This is a genomic window from Alistipes sp. D31t1_170403_E11, assembly GCF_015553985.1.
GTDB classification, from domain to species: domain Bacteria; phylum Bacteroidota; class Bacteroidia; order Bacteroidales; family Rikenellaceae; genus Alistipes; species Alistipes montrealensis.
This window is the reverse complement of sequence record NZ_JADNHQ010000002.1, coordinates 562975-584215: the sequence shown is the minus strand read 5'-3', so window position 1 is coordinate 584215 and position 21241 is coordinate 562975. Positions and strand designations below refer to the sequence as shown.

The window sequence follows — 21241 nt, the reverse complement described above, 5'->3', positions numbered from 1 at the left end:
AGTTATGAAAGACGACAAGCGTTTAAAACGAAAGGTACGCAACTCCTATATCGTATCGACAGTGAGCATCACGCTCGTGCTGTTCCTGCTGGGATCGGTGGGTTATCTGATGGTCGCGGCACTGAAGGTCGCCGACACGCTGCAGGAGAGCATCGCCGTCACCGTGGAACTGAAAAACGGGCTTTCGGACACGCAGAAGGAGGCCATCAACAAACGCCTGACGGGCGAAGAGATGGTCGCGACGATCGCCTACTCGGCCAAGGAGGAGAAGGTCGACGACCAGGAGTTCCGCAAGATGTTCGGCAGTTCGTTCGAAGAGGTCCTGCAGGAGAATCCGCTACTGGATTCGTTCGAGCTTACGCTCACGTCGGCATCGGCCGACAAGGAGCTGCTCGACTCGTTCATCGCCGCCGTCGGGCGCATCGAGGGCGTCGACCGCGTATCGTATCCGGCGCTGATGGCCGAACGGCTGCACGCCACGGTGAATAAAATCCGCCTCGTGCTGCTGCTGTTCGGCGGCGCGCTGCTGGTCATCTCGCTGATCCTGCTGAGCAACACCATCCGGCTGGCGATCTTTTCCAAAAGATACCTTATCAACACGATGAAGCTGGTGGGGGCTACCAAGTGGTTCATCATGAAACCCTTCCTGGGAAGCAGCGTCACCCAGGGAATCCTGGCCGGCACGGCCGCATCGGCACTCTTCTGCCTGGCGGTTTACGGGCTGAACGAAGCTGTTCCCGAACTGATGACCATTGCCGAGGCCGGCAAAATCGCCATCATTCTCGGCTCGATGATTGCGGGCGGCATCATCATCTCGGGGCTCTTCACCATCGCAGCCCTCAACAAATTCGTCAATATGAAGTCGAACAAGATATATCTTTATTAAATGAAAAACGAACAGAAAAAAGCACAGGCCCCCCTGCAGGAAGACCCGCGCATGCCCCTTACGCGCCGCAACTACATCCTGCTGGCGATCGGGTTCGCAGTTATCCTCCTGGGCTTCATCCTGATGGCCGGCGGAGGGAGCGACTCGCCCGACGAATTCAACTATGCGATGTTCTCGTGGCGGCGCATCACGCTGGCTCCGATCCTCGTGATCGGCGGTTTCGTCATCGAGATTTACGCAATCATGAAACGCTACAAGTAATTCCCGCCGGGTCCGGGATACCCGGGTCCGGTGCGCAGGCTCCGAAAACAGAACACCCGAAAATTTACACCCTCTCTGAATAAATGGATACACTACAAGCTATCCTGCTCGGTATCGTGCAGGGTATTACCGAATTCCTGCCCGTTTCGAGCAGCGGCCACCTGCAGATCGCCAAAGAGGTGCTGGGCGTACAGCTCGAAGAGAACCTCACGTTCGACGTGGCACTCCACGCCGCCACGGTGCTGAGCACGGTCGTCGTGCTGTGGAGCGAAGTCTGGCGGCTCCTGAAAGGACTCTTCTCGCGCCGGTTCAACGAAGAGCAGGCCTACGTGCTGAAACTCGTCCTCTCGATGATTCCCATCGGGTTCGTCGGATTCCTGCTGAAAGACCGGATCAACGACCTGCTCAACGCTCCCTATATCCTTGTGGTCGTAGGCGCCATGCTGCTGCTGACAGCGGCACTGCTGACCTTCGCCTACTACGCCAAACCGCGGCAGAAGGAGACGATCTCCTACCGCGACGCCCTGATCATCGGACTGGCACAGGCGTGCGCCGCCATGCCGGGACTCTCGCGGTCGGGTTCGACCATCGCGACGGGCCTGCTGCTGGGCAACAAGAAAGCCGCTGTGGCACAATTCTCGTTCCTGATGGTGTTGGCGCCGATCCTGGGCGAAACGCTGCTCGAAGCCATGAGCGGCGATTTGACCGCCGGCGTAGCTGCGACTCCGCTCGTCGCCGGATTCATCGCCGCATTCGTCACGGGATGCCTCGCCTGCAAGTTCATGATCGAAATCGTGAAACGCGGCAAGCTCATCTGGTTCGCAATCTACTGCACCGTCGCCGGACTGGTGTCGATTATAAGCTATTTCTGCTGATGAAAGAAACGCTGGACCTCCGCGGCATCAACTTCGAAGACGGATACATCGCCGTACTGGACAAGCCCCTGCGCTGGACCTCGACCGACGTGGTGCGCAAAATCAAATTCGCGCTCCGCAGGCTGGGCTACCGCAAAATCAAGGTCGGACACGCCGGAACGCTCGATCCGCTGGCCACGGGCATCCTGCTGGTCTGCATCGGCCGCGCCACGAAACTCGTCGACTCGCTGCAGGCCGAAGAGAAGGAGTATGTGGCCGACGTGATGCTGGGCGCCACGACCCCGAGCTACGACCTGGAGCACGAAATCGACCAGACCTATCCGTGGGAGCATATCACGCGGGAAGCCCTCGCCGAAGCCCTTGAGTCGCTCACCGGAGAGCGGCTGCAAACCCCGCCCGTCTACTCCGCCAAGAAGATCGACGGCACACGCGCCTACGAGCTGGCCCGCGCCGGGGAAGAGGTCGCCGTCCGCCAGGCGATGATCACCATCTACGAAATGGAAATACTGGAGTATGCCCTGCCCCGCGTGCGCATCCGCATCCGTTGCAGCAAAGGGACTTACATCCGCTCGCTGGCCCATGAAATCGGACAGGCGCTCCACAGCGGCGCACATCTTGCCTCCCTGCGCCGGACGCGCAGCGGCGGCTTCACGCTCGAAAAGTCGTATGAATTGGACGAATTTCTTGAAAATCTGCAAAATCTTGAAACAAAATAGCCTTTTTTGCGTATAGAAAATAATCTGTCTTGTTTTTCGGGACCATCCCGTGAAGCCAAGGCGGCAACAAACCTGCGCTTCGGGCGATTGTCCGGCACAGAAAATGTCGAATGAAATTCAACGTAAAAAAGAGCGTCTATTTATGAAATTATCGCAGTACGGGTATGACTTTTCACCCGAAATGCTGGCCAAATACCCGGCCAACAATCGCGACGAATCGCGTCTGATGGTCATCAACCGCGCCAAAGGCACAATCGAGCACCGTATCTTCAAGGACATCATCGAATATTTCGACGAAAAAGACCTTTTCATTTTCAACGATACGAAAGTCTTCCCGGCACGCCTCTACGGCAACAAGGAGAAGACCGGAGCCGAAATCGAAATCTTCCTGCTGCGGGAACTCAACCGCGAACTGCGGCTGTGGGACGTGCTGGTGGACCCGGCGCGCAAAATCCGCATCGGGAACAAACTCTACTTCGGCGACGACGACCTGCTGGTGGCCGAAGTGATCGACAACACCACCTCGCGCGGCCGCACGCTGCGTTTTTTGTTCGACGGCTCTTACGAAGAGTTCAAGCAAACGCTCTTCTCGCTGGGCGAAACGCCCCTGCCGAAATGGGTGCGTGAAAAGGTCGAGCCCGAAGACGCCGAACGCTACCAGACCATCTTCGCGGAGAAAGAGGGAGCCGTAGCCGCCCCGACGGCCGGCATGCACTTCTCGAAGCACCTGATGAAACGCATGGAGATCAAAGGCATCGACAAGACGTTCGTGACGCTGCACGTCGGGCTGGGGAACTTCCGCACGGTGGATGTCGAGGACCTCTCGAAGCACAAGATGGACTCCGAACAGTTCTTCGTCGAAGATCCCGCCGCAGCGTCGGTCAATGCCGCCAAGCAGCAGGGACGCAAGGTCGTGGCCATCGGTACGACGGTGATGCGCACGATCGAGACTGCCGTATCGACCAACGGCATGATCAAACCCATGGAGGGCTGGACCAACAAGTTCATTTTCGCGCCCTACGAGTTCACGGTGGCCGATGCCATGGTGACCAACCTCCACCTGCCCTACTCCACACAATTAATGATGGTAGCGGCTTTCGGCGGTTACGAAACCGTGATGAATGCGTACAAGGTGGCCAAAGAAGAGGGGTATCGTTTCGGTACTTACGGAGACGCAATGCTCATTCTTTAATTTTTTTTCACTACCTTTGTGCTATAAACCCTCAAAACATGGCAAGCAAGATACTGTACGTATGTCAGGAGATCACCCCTTATCTTCCGGAAACGGAGGGTTCCGGGCTTTGCCGTGCACTGACGCAGGCGATGCAGGAACACGGCAACGAAATCCGAACTTTCATGCCCCGTTACGGTTGCATCAACGAGCGCAGGCACCAACTGCATGAGGTTATCCGGCTGTCGGGCATGAACCTCATCATCGACGACAACGACCACCAGCTGATCATCAAGGTGGCGTCGATCCCTTCAGCGCGCGTACAGATTTATTTCATCGACAACGACGACTATTTCTCACGCAAGGCCGTACTGACCGACGACGCGGGCAACTACTTCCCGGACAACGACGAGCGGGCCATCTTCTTCGCCCGCGGCGTACTGGAAACCGTCAAAAAACTCCGCTGGACACCGACGGTGGTACACTGTCACGGCTGGTTTACGGCGGTAATCCCCGTCTACCTGAAACGGATTTTCGCCGACGACCCGATCTTCCGCGATGTCAAGGTCGTGGTATCGCTTTACGGCGACGGTTTCACCGGGGAACTCGACCCCGGATTCGCCTCCAAGATCGCCGGCGAGGGCGTCAAGGACAAAAATCTTGCGATTCTCGACACTCCGTCATACGAAAACCTCTGCCGCTTCGTTATGGATTATGCCGACGGTGTTGTGGCCGCATCCCCGGATGTCGACCCCAAGGTATTGGAGATGGCCCGCGCAAGCGGAAAGCCGATGCTCGAATATCAGTCGCCCGAGGCAGAGGACTTTTTCGATAATTACAACCGTTTTTATGAAGCAATTCAATAACTTCCGCCGCAGGCTGCTCCCCGTTGCAGCGCTGGCTGCCACGATTGGACTGATCCTGCAGGGCTGTACCAAGGTGGATGATACGCTGGGCGGAAACCTCATCCCTGACAATCAGCAGATGAAGGCGGGATTCGTGACGCTCCCCCGGGCCAACGAAATAAACCCGAAAAAATACGTCGAGACGCGCCTGTTCCAGACTGACTCGATCGTCAGTTCGAACATCACTTACGGCTATTTCGGCTCGATGCTCAACGACACGCTGGGCCGCCGCTCGATGGGCTTCCTCTCGCAGATGGTCAACTATTACCTGGTCGATTCGGGATATTTCGGCTACAAGCCGATCTTCGACTCGGCGCAGATCATGCTCAAGGTGACCAGCTTTGGCCGCGACTCGCTGACCGAGCAGTCGTTTGCCGTCTATGAGGTCCTCAGCAACAAGTACCTCACCGATAAACCCATAGCGCCCAACAAATCGGAGCGCGACTCGACCTTCTACCTCAATTTCGATCCCGCAACGGAAGGCGTCTATAATCCGGACGAGCCGCTCTTCACCTTCTCGCTGGGCGGCGAGGGTAAATATCCTTCGACCACGACGGCCGTAACGCTGAAACCCACCGAGGCCGGTAAAAAGTATATCAGCCGCCTGATGCTCCAGGAGGGCAAATATGCAGGCGACTATTCGATTTACAGCGCCGACAGCCTGAAATACTGGGTCGAGGAGTTCCGGGGCCTCTACATCGCCCCGGACCCGGCCAAGCCGCTCACGAAATACGGCAAAGGTACGATCTTCGCCACGGACCTGACCTATTCGGGCCTGTCGGTCTACGGACGTAACCGCGTGAAGGACGACCCCTCGCTGATCAAGGATACGATCGGCATGGTCTACTACTTCTACGAAGACGGCGCTGGATTCGGCAATGTTTCGGTGAACAACGTCAAGCGCGACTACACCGAGGCCACGATCGCGGACAAGATCGATATCGAGCAGGCCAAGGAGACAGCCACGACCCGTCTTGAGAATCCCCGTCTCTATGTCGAAGGCATGGGCGGCGTAGTGACCGAAATGACCTTCACCCCGGAGTTCTTCGCGGAACTGGAGGCGGAGATCACCAAGGGCAACAAGGACGGCAAGGATTTCAAGACCCTCGCCTTCAGCCAGGTCCGCATGTCCGTCTATTTCGAAGACAGCGACTACGAATGGGAGAAGATCGCGGAAGCCGACAACATCGTGCGCCTGACCGACCAGATGAACGCATACCCGAGCCGGCTGGGCATGTACACCAATTACAAGAAACTGACGCCGATTTCGGATTACGCCTACGTCTACGAGCAGAATTACAGCACGGAACTCGCCTATTACGGCAAGATCAACCGCAGCCGCGGCTGTTACGTAATGGACATCACGGGTTACATGCAGCAGCTCTGGAACAGCTACATGCAGGCCAAGGCCGATGCGGGCGGGGTAGTCGAAAATATCGACTGGAGTAAAGTCACCAACCTCTCGGTTTACATCGGACCCGAAGCATACAGCCTCTACACGACGACGTTCGGCGTGTTGCAGGGCATGTCGACGGAGGCCGGGGCAACCGTATCGAACAACGCTCCGATCCGGTTTACCATGGCGTACAACCTGATTAAATAAACAACAGATAAACCCTTTTGCGGAACCTAAGTGTAATGCTTAGGTTTTCGCATTTCTGAAAAGCCATCAAAAACAGCAATGCAGGAAAATTTAGTAATCGTAGAGTCCCCCGCCAAGGCCAAGACCATTGAAAAGTTCCTCGGCAAGGATTTCGTCGTAAAATCGAGTTTCGGACATATCCGCGACCTTGCGAAGAAGGACCTCGGCATCAATATCGGCGAAGGCTACAAGCCGGTCTACGAAATTCCCAGCGACAAGAAGAAAGTGGTCGACGAACTCACCAAACTGGCCAAATCGAAAACCGTCTGGCTCGCATCCGATGAAGACCGCGAAGGAGAAGCCATCGCATGGCACCTGACCGAAGTGTTGGGTCTCCCCGTCGACCAGACCAAGCGCATCGTCTTCCACGAGATCACCAAACGGGCAATCCTCGAGGCTATCGAGAAACCGCGCACGGTCAACATGGACCTGGTGAACGCCCAGCAGGCGCGCCGCATACTCGACCGACTGGTCGGTTTCGAACTGTCGCCCGTACTGTGGAAGAAGGTTCGCCCGTCGTTGTCGGCAGGCCGCGTGCAGTCGGTAGCCGTACGCCTGATCGTGGAACGCGAACGCGAGATCATCGCCTTCCGCTCGACAGCCTATTTCCGCGTCGTAGCACAATTCTACGCCGCCGCAGACCCCGAAAAAACGCTCTTCAAAGCCGAGCTCTCGTCGCGTTTCGAAACCGAAGCGCAGGCGGAAGCATTCCTGAAAAGCTGTATCGGTGCAACGTTTACGGTGGCCAAGGCCGAAGAAAAACCCGCGCAGCGCTACCCCGCGCCTCCGTTCACGACCTCGACGCTCCAGCAGGAGGCAGGCCGCAAACTGGGCATGTCCGTTTCGCAGACGATGTCCGTGGCACAGCACCTCTACGAACAGGGTCTCATTACCTACATGCGTACCGACTCGGTGAACCTCTCGCAGCAGGCGCTGGCCCAGTGCAAGGAGGAGATCACGAAACTCTACGGCGAGAAATACTCCCGCTGGTTCAATTACAAGACCAAGACCAAAGGCGCCCAGGAAGCGCACGAGGCCATTCGTCCGTCGTATATCGAACGCGATGCGATCGAGGGTACGCCCGCCGAGAAGAAACTCTACGACCTGATCTGGAAACGCACCGTCGCTTCGCAGATGGTCTGCGCCGAACTGGACCGCACGACCATCACCATCGACATGTCGGGTTCCTCGCACCAGTTCGTCGCACAGGGCGAAGTCGTCCGTTTCGACGGTTTCCTGCGCCTCTACTCCGAGTCCACGGACGACGACCAGGCCGCCGAGAGCGGCGAAGGACTGCTCCCGAAACTGACGGCCGGCGACCGGGTGCTCCCGTCGCAGATCACCGCCACGGAGCGCTTCACCTCGGCTCCGGCCCGCTACAACGAGGCTTCGCTCGTAAAGCGCCTCGAAGAACTGGGCATCGGACGCCCTTCGACCTACGCCCCGACGATCACCACGATCATCAACCGCGGCTACGTCGTCAAGCAGAATAAGGACGGACAGAAACGCAACTACGCACAACTGACGCTCACGGGCGAGAAGATCGCCTCGAAGACCCTCTCGGAGAACTACGGCAAGGAGAAAAACCGCCTCTCGCCGACCGACATCGGCATGGTGGTCAACGACTACCTGGAGGAACAGTTCGGCCCGATCATCGACTACAACTTCACGGCCAACGTCGAGAAGGAATTCGACCGTATCGCCGAGGGAGACATCACCTGGGACAAGATGATCGACGAGTTCTACGGACCTTTCCACAAGATGGTCGACTCGGCCATCACCACACAGACCGCCAAGACACGCGAGGTCCGCATCCTGGGCAACGACCCCAAGACGGGACACATCGTAAAGGCCCGCATCGGCCGCTACGGCCCGATGGTCGAGATCGAAGGAAACGAAGGCGAGAAGGGTCGCTTTGCGTCGCTGAAGAAGGGCCAGCTCATCGAGTCGATCACGCTCGAAGAGGCGCTGGAACTCTTCGCCCTGCCCCGTGACCTGGGACAACTCGACGGCGAGGAACTGACCGTCGGCATCGGCAAATACGGCCCTTATGTGCGCTACGGAAAATCGTTCGCATCGCTGGCCAAGACCGACGATCCCTATACGATCGGCTACGACCGCGCCGTGGAGATCGTCCGCGCACACCAGACAGCTGCCGCAGCGGCCAACACGCCCCTCAAGAGCTTCCCGGAGGACGCCGACATGCTGGTCAAAAACGGCCGCTACGGCCCCTACATCGCTTACAAAGGCAAGAACTACCGCCTGCCGAAGGGAGCGAAACCCGAAGAGCTCAGCCTCGACGAATGCCTGAAGATCGTCGCAGGATCGAAGAAATAGGCAAGCCGGGGCGGCCGGAATCCGCCGGAGTGGAACCAGAGAAGCCTCCGCAAGAAGGAAAAACTCAAAAAACCGAACGATAGATGAAAAAACTGATTCTCGCAGCACTCGCGCTTTGCTCCGTACTCGGGGTTGCGGCGCAGAAACCGGCCCCGGCCGAAGCCGAAGGCTACCGGTTCACCGATGTCAAGATCCTGCCCGTCACCCCGGTAAAGGATCAGAGCCGCAGCGGAACCTGCTGGTGCTATTCGACCCTCTCGTTCCTCGAAAGCGAAATCCTGCGCGCCGGAGGTCCCGAACTGGACCTTTCGGTGATGTGGATCGTGCGCAATATCTATTTCGAGAAGGCGGTGAAATACGTCCGGCTGCACGGCTGCCTGAACCTCGCCGTCGGCGGACAGGCCCACGACGTACTGCACGGCATCGAGGCTTACGGCATCGTCCCGACGGAGATTTACCCGGGACTGAACTACGGCTACGACAAACCCAATTTCGACGAGATCGACGCCGTGATCAAGGCCTATGCCGACGCGGTGATCACCGCCGCCGAGAAGCGCAAGGACGGCGGTAAGCTCACAACGGCCTGGCAGGCCGGACTGAACGGCATCCTCGACGCCTACTTCGGCGCGATGCCCGAGAAGTTCACCTACAAAGGCAAGGAGTACACCCCCGCATCGTTCGCCGCATCGCTCCCGATCGACCTCGGGGACTATGTCGAATTCGCATCGTTCACCCACCACCCCTTCTACACGGAATTCGCCATGGAGGTTCCCGACAACTGGAACTGGGACAAGGTGTGGAACGTGCCCCTCGACGAGTTTATGGAGATCATCGACAACTCGCTGGAGAAGGGTTACACCATCGCCTGGGGAACGGACGTAAGCGAAAAAGGCTTCAGCCGTACCAAAGGGCTGGGCATTATTCCCGAGGCCGACATCGGAGGCATGGAGGGAACCGAGGCCGAGAAATGGGGCAAACTCACCCAAAAGGAGAAGGAAGACGCCCTCTACAAGTTCGACAAGCCCGGCAAGGAGCGCACCATCACACAGGAGCTTCGCCAGGAGGGTTACGACAACTACGAAACCACCGACGACCACGGCATGCAGATCGTGGGCACAGCCGTCGACCAGAACGGCACTCCTTACTACAAGGTCAAAAACTCGTGGGATGTACGTCCGCCTTACGACGGATACTGGTATTTCTCGCGCCCGTTCGTCGCCTACAAGTCGATGACCGTGCTCGTGAACAAGAACGCCGTACCGAAGGCAATCCTCAAGAAAATCGACCTCAAATAGGCGTCGGAATCCCCGTAACGACAAAACAGCCCGGCTTTTGCAAGCCGGGCTGTTCGTTTATCGAAGTTTTGGTTTCTTTCAGTGTAAAAGGGAGATTTTACATCTCGCGCAATTTAATGCTCTCTCCCAACATGATCAGGGCGGTACGGAACCACTCGTTAATCTTTGCTTTCATACTAAATAATTTTAATTAATTCTTAAAAATCTTTATCATTTAAGACGAAGCAAAAGTACTACGCAGAAAGCAAACTTCCAAATATTTTATTAATATTTTTTATAAAATATGTAAATTTTTTGAAAAACTTATTCCCCTTCGATCTCCACGCCCAGCAGACGCACCAGCTCGACAGCTTGCAATGAATTGATTTTTAAACCTTTCAACTCAAACGATTCGAGTTCCCGGACCCGGATGCCGCGAATATCCGAATCGGCAAAAGAAAGCCCCCGCAGGCGCGTTCCGAAGAATTCGGCCAGTGTCAGGTCGCATTCGGTGAATTCGACACGCTCGAAACGGCAGTCGCCGAAAGAGGCGCTGTGCATCGGACAGCCCGCAAAACGCACCGCACGCAGCCGCGCAAAGGCGAAATTAGCAAACTCGCCTTTACAGCGCCCGAACGACAGGTGATTGAGCGTGGTTTCGGCGAGGTTCGTTCCCGAGAGTTTGCAGTCGGAAAACTCCACGCGGTGGAAACTGCTCCCCTGCAGGTCGGCATTCGAGAAGTCGCAGTTGCGGAAAACGACATCCGAAAACTGCGAATGGGCAAGTACGCTTCCGGCGAAAATACATCCCGCAAAGAGACATCCCTGCACCGAGAGGTGCTCGCGGTCGAGCGATGCGAAGTCCGCGCCGCGGAACGAAGCGTCGGCAATCTCTTCATCACAGGTCATCCGGACGGGATCGGAGGGTTTTTCGGGTTCCGGAAGCAGTTGCGGGCGGGCGATTTCCATAGGATGCAAATTGTTTGAATTGCTACAAAGGTAGGAATTTTTACCCGTTTCGTTGCGACTTTCGGGGGTTCGGATTGTTCATTTTGCGCAACCGGAAATATTGGCTATCTTTGTGTTCAACTCCGATCTCTATTTGAATGAAAAAGACCTATTTACTTCTCCTTACCGTTCTCCTGGCAACGATTTCGCTGCACACGTCGGCCCAGAGCACAGATACCTCGAAGGAGAATTTCCCCACGACCGAAAAGACGCTCTCGCAGATCGGGCAGGCAGAGACACACCCGAATACCAAACCTATTCCGCAAACCGATACCGCAGATCTCGCGGCAACCGTGAAGCGGCCGGGACTGATCCGCCGCATCATCGACTATTACAGCCGCTCGAACGTCGACCGCACCTTCGAAAAGAAAATCGACTGGAGTATCGCCCCGGGCCCCAACTACTCGTCGGACGTAGGTTTCGGCATCGGGTTCCTGCTGGCGGGCCTCTACCGGCTCGACCGCACGGACTCGATTACCGCCCCGTCGAACATCTCGATTTACGGCAACTTCACAACCGAGAAATTCGTACTCCTGCGCTTCTCGGGAGACAATATCTACCACCACAACAAGCAGCGGCTGAGTTACTCGGGGGCATTCGTCTACTTTCCCGGAGCTTTCTACGGCGTAGGTTACGAGGCCGGCAAGGAGGGCTATGCCCAGGATCTCACGACGACCATGGGCATCTTTCGCATCTCCTACTGCACGGCGCTCGTGGGCCGCTTTTACATCGGCGTCAGCGGAGGCATCGATTACACCGGAGCCAAATACAAGGGCTCGGGGATGGCCGATTACATGCAGCGCATCGACAACGGCGAAGTAGCAAAGCCCGGCGGGCAGGTCGGCGAGATGTACGACCTCTGGAAAGACGGGAAACGTTACGACCCCGAAAAGCAGGACCCCTTCTCGAATTTCATCGCCACAACGGGCGACAAACCCAACGCCTTCAACACCAGCCTCGGGCTTTTCGCCCAATACGATACGCGCGACGTTACGTTCAACGCTTCGAAAGGCGTCTTCATCAAGGCCGAAGCCAAATGGTATCCCGAATGGCTGGGCAACACGCGGCGCACGTTCGGACGCTTTACGCTGACCTTCGATTTCTACCAAAAACTCTGGAAAGGCGCCATACTGGCCTATGACCTCTACGCCGACGCTACGGCCGGAACGCCTTCGTGGCACATGTATGCCAAAATGGGCGGCATGGAGCGCATGCGCGGTTACTACGAGGGCCGCTACCGCGACAAACGACTGGTGGAAACGCAGATCGAACTGCGGCAGAAAATTTACCGCCGCCACGGCATCGTGGGATGGATCGGCGGCGGACAGGTCTGGGGTACAGAGGCCTTCCGCTGGGGAAATACGCTTTGCAGTTTCGGATGCGGCTACCGCTTCGAATTCAAGAACCGCATGAACATCCGCCTCGACTACGGCTGGGGAAACTTCGGCAACCAGAACCTGCCGTGGGACCGCAAACGCTCTTCGGCGTTCCTGTTCACCGCATCGGAGGCTTTTTAAAGGATATATACGACGATATAGCCGTCTTCACGGCGTACGGAGAGCCCGACAGGTTCTCCGTTTTCGATCCGGCCCGTCAGCATGCCGGCGGCAAGGTCGACCTGCTCGACACGGAGGTCCCTCCGGAAATCCAGTTCCCGGCGGCCGGAATACTTGTAAAGTGCCTCTTTCGCACACCAGACGATTCCCGGCCAGAAAGGATCGCCGGAAAGGGATTTCTCTTCGGGCGTCAGGTAGCGGCTCACGGCGCGGCTGAAATTGCGCGTCTCGGGCTCGATATCCACAGCACAACGGTCGGGGGAGGCGCAGACGGCGATGCGGCCTGCGCAATGGGAAACGGAAATATGGACGGGTAGGTCGGTCACGACCGGAGCGCCCAGCGAATCATAGGCGATCCGCACGTCGGCGCCCAGTTCGCGGCGTACGACGGCCCGCCACGAAAGGAACTCGGCACGGCGGTGTTCCGATGCGAATGCAGCGGCCTGCGTCCGCTCTTCGGAGGTCGTCCACCGGGCGGCCTCTTCGGCACTCATCGGCGGCTCTATCCACAGGGCGGGGATCATTGGAGGTCGACGCGGATTTTGTCGACGCGATGGCCGTCCATCTCCTGCACCGTGAAACGAAGGTCGTGCGAGGTGAAGACATCGCCCTTGCGCGGGAAGTCGCGTTTGAGTTCGAGCATCAGCCCGGCGAGGGTTTCGGCTTCACCCCGGACATCGGCGAAAACATCCTCGCCGATGTCGAGTATCCGTTCGAAATCCCCGAGGTGGGTCTTGCCCTCGAAAACATAGGATTTGGCGTCGAGGCGCGTATAGAAACATTCGTCGTTGTCACTCTCGTCGGAAATCTCGCCAACGATCTCCTCGATAATGTCTTCGAGCGAGACCAGGCCCAGCGTCGAGCCGTACTCATCGACGACAATGGCCATGTGGACCTTGTTCGTCTGGAAATCGGCCAGCAGGTCGTTGATTTTCTTGTGTTCGGGGACGAAATAGGGTTTGCGGATCAACTGCTGCCACGCGAACTCGCTGCCGTTGTTGATATAAGGCAGCAGGTCCTTGACGTAGAGCGTTCCGCGGATGTTGTCCACATCCTCCTCGTAGACCGGGATGCGCGAGAAACCCGACTCGATGATCGTCTTCTTGACCGTCTCGTAATCGTCCTTCATATCGAGCACCGTGATGTCCACACGGGGTTTCATGATCTCCTGCACCTCGGTATTGACGAAGTTGACGATGCCCGAAAGCATCACGTGTTCTTCGGGGCTGGAACCCTGCGTCATATCGACGGCGTCGGCCAGTTCGCCGAGCGAAATCTCGCTTTTGTGCGCGGCCTTCTCGCTGATACGGCTGCTCGTGCGGACCAGCGCATAGGAAAGCGGATAGAAAATCCACCGCAGCACCACGAGAGGCCGGGCCACCATCGAGGCGAAGCGCAGGGGAATTGTCTGCGCCAGCACCTTGGGCAGAATCTCACCGAAGAGCAGCAGCAGGAAGGTCACCAGCACGGTTTTGAACAGGAATTCGAAACGCAGGAACGTAAAGAGCGAATCGATGATACCGGCCGTGAGGATGACGATACAGATATTCACCAGGTTATTGACGACCAGGATCGTAGCCAGCAGCAGGTCGACATTCGACAGCAACCGCAGCATGGCTTCGGCCGATGCGCTCCTGCGGTTCTGCACGCGGCGGATGTCGTTGTGCGACAGGGAGAAAAAAGAAGTCTCGGCCCCCGAAACGAGCGCCGAAACACACAGCAGACAAAGCGTCACCGCGCAAAGCACGGCGATATGGGGTGAAAACCCGTTGAAGGTAATCCAGGAATGAGCGTCTTCCAAATTGAAAATCGGTTAGTTAATCAAACAGCGAACCGCCTTGGGTCTCCTCCTTCTGCGGTTGCGCATCGGCTGCATCGTCCTTCAGCACCTCCTTGCGGCTGCCGGGGACACGCACGACGAACTTCGAGTTGCGCGACTGGTAAGCCGGTTTGGCCAGCAGGGTGTCGATGTTGCTGTAACGGGTCGGCTTGGCCCCGAGCATCACCAGTTCGGGCTGGCGCTGGACGGGTTTGGGAGGCAGGGGCTTGATCGGCTCCAGCACGGGAGAGGCAGCGGGCGTCTCCTTGGTGACCGGCTCGACGGTACGGGCCGGGGGAATGATCTGCTTCATCACACCGGGCTGTGCGTCGCCTTCGAATCCCGTGGCCACGACCACCAGTTCGATGAAGTTACCCAACTGCGGCTTCTCGCTCGTACCCCAGATGATGTTGGCGTTATGGATCACGCCGTGTTCGTCCTGCACGCTGGCATGGGCCTGGATATATTCCAGGATTCGCACGACCTCGTCGTACATCAGGGCGTCGGCATCGGACACCGAGATATTGAGCAGGATATTTTTGGCGCCCGAAATCAGGTTGTGATCGAGCAGCGGCGAACGCAGCGACGCTTCGGCAACGGTCTCGGCGCGTTTGTCGCCGTCGGCCGTAGCCACGGCCATGTGGGCCCGGCCGCTGTTGCGCATCACCTTCGAAACATCGGCGAAGTCGACGTTGACCAGGTCGCTCTCGACGGTGATGATCTCCGCGATGCCCTTGGCCGCCGAAGCCAGGATGTCGTCGGCTTTGCCGAAAGCCTGCTTCAGCGAAAGGCGGCCGTAAATCTCCAGGATGTTCTCGTTGTTAATGATCAGCAGCGAATCCGTGTTCTGGCGCAGCTCCTCGATGCCGCGGAATGCCTGTTCATAACGGATTTTACCCTCGACGGCCAGCGGCGAGGTGACGATGGCCACGGTCAGCAGCCCCATCTCCTTGGCCAGTTTGGCGATGACGGGCGATGCGCCCGTACCCGTTCCGCCGCCCATACCGGCCGTGATGAAGAGCATCTTCGTACCGGCCTCTTCGAGCACCTGGCGGATTTCGGGCAGTGACTCGACGGCCGCACGGCGGCCGTTCTCCGGGTCGTTGCCGGCCCCGAGGCCTTCGGCTCCGAGGCGGATTTTTTCTTCTACGGGACTCTTGTCGAGCGCCTGCTGGTCGGTATTGCAGACCATGAACGTAACGCCCTTGATCCCGAGGTTCCACATATGGTTTACGGCATTGCCTCCGGCGCCGCCGACGCCGACCACCGTAATGATCGGGCCTTTCGCACGCGGGGCTTTGATTTCCGACATCAATTCGTCTGTCATATCGTAATCTCCTTTCTTTCTACAACATTTATATTCATTCCGAAGCCCCTGTTCCGCCGCTCGCGGCGGATATAAGTTCTCCCCGGGGAAGGGGTTTGGGGCGGAGTCGGATTTGCAAACACGGCCAAAGGCCGTGATAACCCGACCGGCGCTCTTCGGAAAACGGCGGCATATCACCACCACCGTATTGAAGGCTCCAACTAAATCTCCTCGTCCTCGGCCGCCGAGAAACTCTTGTTGATCTTGTCGAAGGTCTTTTGGAAGATCGCACCCCAGTTGCGGTTGCGTTTGGGTTCGATCATCGGCGGTTCGTCGTCAAATCCGTCTGTCGGCCGGTCAGCCGTTTCGGGTTCCGACGGCGAGTCGGGGTCGGGAGCAGCCGCCACAGGCGGCGTATAAGGCTGTGCCGCACGGGGCTGCGGAGCCTTGAACCCACCGGCCGCCGGCTGAGGCTGCGGAGGCGTGAAGGGTTGGCGCGGAGTTGCTCCCGGAGCAGCGGCTGCGGGAGTAACAGGCCGTTCGATAACGGTGCAGCCTCCCAGTTCGGCGCCCTTGATGAGGATACCCACGGCAGTCGAGAACGCCGCGTCGGCGACCTTCTCTTTCGACTCCTCGGTGATGCCCGTTTCGGGAACGGCGACACGTACGTCCATGCCCGTCACACGGCGGAACAGTTCGTCGAGGTCCTTGAGTTTAGCCGAACCGCCCGTCAGCACGATGCCGTAGGCCAGTTTTCCAGCATAGCCGGAATCCTTGATCTCCTGCATCACGAATTCGGCAATGTCCGTAGCACGGGCCTCGATCACCGTCGCCAGATTGCGCAGCAGAATATCTTTCGCCTCGCGGGCCGTACGGCCGTTAACGCGGATCAACTTGTCTTCGGGGGCCAGTTCAGCAACAGCCGAACCGTATTTCTGTTTGAGGCTCTCGACGTGTTTTTCGGGAACGCTCATCGTACGGATGTCGCGGTTGATGGCCGACGCACCCATCGGGATCGAAGCGATGTAACGTACCACGTTGCGGTAGTAAACCGTCACGTCGGTAACCCCCGCGCCGACGCTAACCACGGCGACGCCCTCCTCCTTCTCATCGGGCAGCACCACCGCCTCGGGCGTTGCCAGCGCATCGGACATAACGTCCAGCATCTTGATTCCAAGCCGCTTAAGCGCCATATCGAGGCGCTGCATCGGAGTTTTGAGGCAAAGGATGAAATTGAACGTCGACGAGAGTTTCTTACCGAACGAACCCACCGGATTGCGCACCTCCTGGCTGTCGTCGACCAGGTAGTTCTGGGGCACACGCTCCATGATGGTCTCGTCGTCGGGAGCCTGAACATTGCGCATGCGGTCGAACAGGGCGTCGACATCCTTCTGGTTGACGCCGTTCTGAGGGTCGTAGACAAAGACATGGTCGGTGTGGCGCGCACAGCGCACGAAATCACCCGAGATACCCGCATACGCCTCCGTAATGCGGATTCCGAGTTGCTGCTCGGCTTCCGACACGGCTTCGCGGATGGCGCGGCTCACCAGTTCGATATTCTCGATCCGGCCCGCGTTCACCCCTTCGACAGGCTTCGTGACGATGCATGCCACGTCAAGCAGGCCTTCGGGCGTCTTCTCCCCGACGGCCACCACGACCGACGAGCAGCCTAAATCGACGGCAACGGTATAATTCTTTTTTTCCACGGTATAATCCTTTTACTTCTTGCAGACCACCTGGTCGTTATATCTGATGTCAATAGTACGGTATTCGCTCCAGCCGATCGACGAAAGGCCGCTGCGGTAGAACCTCAGCAGTTTGTCGAACTTACGTTCCACGTCGTCCAGCCGGCCGAAGAGGATGGTGTAGCGGCCGCTGCGGGGCGTAAGTTCCACCTCCAATGCTCCGCTGGGGGTCGTTTGGGCGGTGATCTGCACCACTTCCGACCTCCAGAAATCATCGTCTTCGACAGTTTCTACAAAGGTAAGGAGTTTCATGAAATCTTCGTAGCTTTTCTCCAACTTTTTTTGTTTCCGTCGTTCAGCCTCCTGCTGTGCGGCGATATGCTCGATCTGCTGGCGGATCACGATAGAGCGGTAGCGGTAGCTGCGGCGCAGTTCGGCCTTCTTTTCGCGCAGCGCATCGACCCGCGCATCGAACTCCTGCGAGCCCTCCAGCCGCCACCACTGCCGCTTGAGGCGCATCCGCCGCAGGGCCGAAATATTACGGTCGTTTTCCAGTTCACGACGGTAAAGGGGGTATTTGTCGCGTTCAAGCTCGGCGATGCGGTCGTCGATCTCGCGCAGGCGGTGGTCGATATGGCCCCGTACGCTCCCCACATACGACGCAGGGAAGGGCGGGCGGTAACTTCCGGTGACCACAGGCACGTAAAGCGACGACGCCCGCGGCGCCGCGAAGACATAACCGTCGCTCGTCACATAGGCGTTCATGCCGTCGGTCAGCAGGCGCAGCAGCGGCTTGCGCTGGCTGATCGTAATATGCAGGGTCCCCTCGTAAGAGACATAGGCAGCCGTTTTATCCACGAATCCGTTGCGGGCGATCAACTGTTCGATCGCCGTCAGGTCGACAGCGTCAACCGCCGTGCCAAGCGTCTTGATTCCGCTGTGCGAAATCCACGCGCGAACCATCGCCGCCGAGACCAGGTGGCCCTGCGAAGAGCTGTCCACCACCTCTATCTCCATGCTTCCGACCTTCTTCGACAAGCGCACACGGCGTGCCGCCGAGCCTGCAAAGACAATGTATGCAGCCACGGCGACCCACACGAGGGTCAGGAGCGAGTATCGGAGGTAGCGGGACATCAAATCATAAATTAAAGATTAAGAATTAAAAATGAAAAATTATTTAAGCCACGTAAGAAATCGTTTCTGCCAAACATAAGATAACTTACCAATTCCAGCCGGAAACGAAAATGCCCAAAAGCATATACTTGTATTTTTAATTTTTAACTTTTCATTTTTAATTGCTCCGCCAATGCGGAGCAGCAGGCGTCGATATTGCCTGCCCCGAAACTGATCACAACGTCGGTGTCCATCGCGGCTACCTCATCGGCAAGCCGGTCGCGGTCGACGATCCGGCACGGCACGGCGACCCGTTCGGCGATGATCTCGGACGTGATGCCCGGAATCGGCTCCTCGCGCGCCGGATAAATCGGCAGCAGCAGCACTTCGTCGGCATGCGACAACGCCTCGGCGAACTCCGCATACAAATCGCGCGTGCGGGTGTAGAGGTGGGGCTGGAACAGCGCCGTGATCCGCCGCCCGGGGAACATCCGGCGGACGGAGGTGAGCGTCGCGGCCAGTTCGCGCGGATGATGGGCGTAGTCGTCCATATAGACCTGCCTGGGCGTGTTGACGTAAAATTCGAACCGCCGTTTGACCCCCGAGAACGAGGCCAGCGCATCGCGCAGTTTGTCCGCATCGAGCCGGGCCCCCTCCGCCTTCGCGGCGCACCACGCCGAAGCAACGGCCGCAACCGCATTCTCGATGTTGACCCAGCCCGGGATACCGAGCGTGCACCCCTCGATCACACCCGACGGCGTTACGAGGTCGTAGCGGTAATGACCGCCTTCGAGCAACTGCACATTGCGGGCGTAGAAGTCGCACGTCTCGTCGAACGAGTAACGGTAGACGGTGATTTCCGGGTTGTCGACTACGATATCGACACCCTGTTTGAGGATCAGCGAGCCGCCCGGCCTGATCTGCCGCACGAACTGCGAGAAGGCCTCCTTCACCGCCTCGTGCGTCCCGTAAATGTCGAGGTGGTCGGCATCGGCCGAAGTGATGACCGCCACGTCGGGATAAAGCCTGAGGAACGAACGGTCGAATTCGTCGGCTTCGACAGCCAGTCTCCGGCCACAGCCCAGCACGAGGTTACCGCCGAAATTCTTCGAAATGCCGCCCAGGAATGCACTGCCGCCGCCCGTGAGGACCCGGTTGAGCCATGCCACCATCGTCGAAGTCGTAGTCTTCCCGTGCGTACCCGCCACGGCCATCACGTATTTGCCCTCGGAGAGGTGGCCCAGCATCTGCGAACGTTTTTCGATGCAGAAGCCGTGTTCGCGGAAATAACAGTACTCGCTGTGGTCCTCGGGCACGGCGGGCGTGTAGACCACCACCGTATCCGCAGGATCGAGAAACTTTCCGGGGATCAGCCGCACATCGTCCTCGTAGTGGACTGCGGCTCCTTCCGCCCCGAGTTCGTCGGTCAGGTGCGAGCGCGTACGGTCATAACCCGCGACAGCATAGCCTTCGTGCAGGAAATAGCGGGCCAGGGCACTCATGCCGATCCCGCCGATACCCAGGAAATAGACGTTTTTGAATTCCATTATTACATCACTTTTACAATCTCATCCACAATATCTTCCGCAGCGTCGGGCTTGGCCAGCGCCTCGAGGTTGCAGCTCATCGCCTGCAACTTCTCCCGGTCGGCGAGCAGTTCCATCGCCTGCCGCATCGCTTTCGCCCGGCACTCGGCATCGGGGACGACGACCGCAGCTCCCCTGGCTTCCAGCGCCCGGGCGTTCTTGGTCTGATGGTCCTCGGCCACGTTGGGCGAAGGCACGAACAGCACCGGCTTGGCCACGAGGCACAACTCCGAAACCGTCCCGGCCCCGCTGCGCGAAACGACCAGGTCGGCAGCGGCGTAGGCGTAGTCCATACGGTCGATGAAAGCCCCCTGCCAGACATGCCCGGCAGGATGCGCGGCCAGAAAAGCCTGCATCTCGCGCTCGTAGTACTTGCCCGTCTGCCAGATCACCTGCACGGGAGCTTCGCCGCCCGTTTCGACGATCCACGCCTTCATCATCTCGTTCAGCGTCCGCGTGCCGAGCGACCCGCCGACCACCAGGATCACCGGAAGATCGGGCTTAAAACCGTAGTATTCCAGCGCCTCGGCGCGGTCGGCGCCCTCTTTCGAGAAGCGGCCCCGCAGGGGGTTGCCCGTCAGGACGATCTTGCACGCCGGGAAGAAACGCTCCATGCCCTCGTAAGCCGTACAGATGCGCCGCGCGCCCTTTGCGAGGATCTTGTTCGTGACGCCCGCGTAGGAGTTCTGCTCCTGGATCACGGTCGGCACGCCCATCCGCTGCGCGGCCCACAGCACCGGGGCGCTCGCGTAACCGCCGAAGCCCACAACGACATCGGCCCCGAAGTCGCGGATGATCTTTTTCGCCATCCGGATACTCTTCACCGCCTTGAACGGCACGGCAAGGTTGTGCCAGTCGAGCCGCCGCTGAAGTCCCGCGATAGGCAGGCCCGCGATGCGGTAGCCCAGCGCCGGAACCTTCTCCATCTCCATCTTGCCCTCAGCCCCGACGAACAGCAGTTCGACTTCGTCGCCCAGCCGCCGTTTGAGCGCTTCGGCAACAGCCACAGCCGGGTAGATATGGCCGCCTGTTCCGCCGCCGGAAAGAATTATGCGTTTCATTATGTCGAATTTTTAATTCTTAATTCTTCATTTTTAATTG

The 21241-nt window shown here is 58.2% G+C and carries 18 protein-coding genes; 10 read left to right on the top strand and 8 right to left on the bottom strand.

Features of this window, described 5'->3' with window-relative positions:
* The first annotated feature begins 4 nt into the window (after positions 1-4).
* The 9 genes from I2E69_RS05700 to I2E69_RS05660 all read left to right on the top strand — a co-directional run bounded on the left by I2E69_RS05700 (position 5) and on the right by I2E69_RS05660 (position 10088).
* Positions 5-886 carry a cell division protein FtsX gene (locus tag I2E69_RS05700; protein ID WP_195459755.1) on the top strand — a complete coding sequence of 294 codons (882 nt, stop codon included), beginning with the start codon at positions 5-7 and terminating at the stop codon, positions 884-886.
* Complete coding sequence (locus I2E69_RS05695) at positions 887-1147, top strand: DUF3098 domain-containing protein (protein WP_195459754.1); 261 nt, start codon at positions 887-889, stop codon at positions 1145-1147.
* A gap of 83 nt (positions 1148-1230) precedes the next feature.
* Positions 1231-2022: an undecaprenyl-diphosphate phosphatase gene (locus tag I2E69_RS05690; RefSeq protein WP_195459751.1), complete on the top strand. Its 792-nt coding sequence runs from the start codon at positions 1231-1233 to the stop codon at positions 2020-2022.
* Positions 2022-2738 (top strand): tRNA pseudouridine(55) synthase TruB, encoded by a 717-nt coding sequence (gene truB / locus I2E69_RS05685; RefSeq protein WP_195459748.1) that lies wholly within the window; start codon positions 2022-2024, stop codon positions 2736-2738. The genes I2E69_RS05690 and truB overlap by 1 nt, the downstream gene beginning before the upstream one ends.
* 142 nt (positions 2739-2880) lie before the next feature.
* Positions 2881-3930, top strand: coding sequence for a tRNA preQ1(34) S-adenosylmethionine ribosyltransferase-isomerase QueA (queA, locus tag I2E69_RS05680; RefSeq protein WP_195459746.1), 1050 nt, complete (start codon positions 2881-2883; stop codon positions 3928-3930).
* 38 nt (positions 3931-3968) lie between these two features.
* The gene (locus tag I2E69_RS05675; RefSeq protein ID WP_195459743.1) at positions 3969-4775 is read left to right on the top strand and encodes a glycogen/starch synthase; all 807 of its coding nucleotides are present in this window, start codon (positions 3969-3971) and stop codon (positions 4773-4775) included.
* Positions 4759-6417 carry a DUF4270 domain-containing protein gene (locus I2E69_RS05670; protein WP_195459740.1) on the top strand — a complete coding sequence of 553 codons (1659 nt, stop codon included), beginning with the start codon at positions 4759-4761 and terminating at the stop codon, positions 6415-6417. Before I2E69_RS05675 ends, I2E69_RS05670 begins: the two co-directional genes overlap by 17 nt.
* A 78-nt stretch (positions 6418-6495) precedes the next feature.
* Entirely contained in the window at positions 6496-8793 is a 2298-nt protein-coding gene (topA, locus tag I2E69_RS05665) for a type I DNA topoisomerase (RefSeq protein WP_195459739.1), read from the top strand.
* A gap of 83 nt (positions 8794-8876) precedes the next feature.
* Positions 8877-10088 (top strand): aminopeptidase C, encoded by a 1212-nt coding sequence (locus I2E69_RS05660; RefSeq protein ID WP_195459736.1) that lies wholly within the window; start codon positions 8877-8879, stop codon positions 10086-10088.
* Between the two features lie 303 nt (positions 10089-10391).
* On the opposite strand, the gene I2E69_RS05655 is transcribed toward I2E69_RS05660, so the two are convergent.
* Positions 10392-11036 (bottom strand): pentapeptide repeat-containing protein, encoded by a 645-nt coding sequence (locus I2E69_RS05655; protein WP_195459733.1) that lies wholly within the window; start codon positions 11034-11036, stop codon positions 10392-10394.
* 137 nt (positions 11037-11173) lie between these two features.
* On the opposite strand from I2E69_RS05655, the gene I2E69_RS05650 reads away from it, so the two are divergent.
* Positions 11174-12592 (top strand): BamA/TamA family outer membrane protein, encoded by a 1419-nt coding sequence (locus I2E69_RS05650; protein WP_195459731.1) that lies wholly within the window; start codon positions 11174-11176, stop codon positions 12590-12592.
* On the opposite strand, the gene I2E69_RS05645 is transcribed toward I2E69_RS05650, so the two are convergent.
* The 7 genes from I2E69_RS05645 to murG all read right to left on the bottom strand — a co-directional run bounded on the left by I2E69_RS05645 (position 12589) and on the right by murG (position 21201).
* Positions 12589-13155, bottom strand: coding sequence for a 4'-phosphopantetheinyl transferase family protein (locus I2E69_RS05645; RefSeq protein WP_195459728.1), 567 nt, complete (start codon positions 13153-13155; stop codon positions 12589-12591). The genes I2E69_RS05650 and I2E69_RS05645 overlap by 4 nt on opposite strands.
* Positions 13152-14432 (bottom strand): gliding motility-associated protein GldE, encoded by a 1281-nt coding sequence (gene gldE, locus I2E69_RS05640; protein ID WP_195459724.1) that lies wholly within the window; start codon positions 14430-14432, stop codon positions 13152-13154. Before gldE ends, I2E69_RS05645 begins: the two co-directional genes overlap by 4 nt.
* Before the next feature lie 16 nt (positions 14433-14448).
* Complete coding sequence (gene ftsZ / locus I2E69_RS05635; protein WP_195459721.1) at positions 14449-15777, bottom strand: cell division protein FtsZ; 1329 nt, start codon at positions 15775-15777, stop codon at positions 14449-14451.
* A gap of 200 nt (positions 15778-15977) precedes the next feature.
* On the bottom strand, positions 15978-17462 hold the full coding sequence (gene ftsA, locus I2E69_RS05630; RefSeq protein WP_195459718.1) for a cell division protein FtsA: 1485 nt from the start codon (positions 17460-17462) through the stop codon (positions 15978-15980).
* A gap of 12 nt (positions 17463-17474) precedes the next feature.
* Positions 17475-18575 carry a cell division protein FtsQ/DivIB gene (locus I2E69_RS05625; protein ID WP_195459715.1) on the bottom strand — a complete coding sequence of 367 codons (1101 nt, stop codon included), beginning with the start codon at positions 18573-18575 and terminating at the stop codon, positions 17475-17477.
* A gap of 143 nt (positions 18576-18718) precedes the next feature.
* Entirely contained in the window at positions 18719-20101 is a 1383-nt protein-coding gene (murC, locus tag I2E69_RS05620; RefSeq protein WP_195459712.1) for a UDP-N-acetylmuramate--L-alanine ligase, read from the bottom strand.
* A 2-nt stretch (positions 20102-20103) separates the two neighbouring features.
* Positions 20104-21201 (bottom strand): undecaprenyldiphospho-muramoylpentapeptide beta-N-acetylglucosaminyltransferase, encoded by a 1098-nt coding sequence (gene murG / locus I2E69_RS05615; RefSeq protein ID WP_195459709.1) that lies wholly within the window; start codon positions 21199-21201, stop codon positions 20104-20106.
* Positions 21202-21241 lie beyond the last annotated feature (40 nt).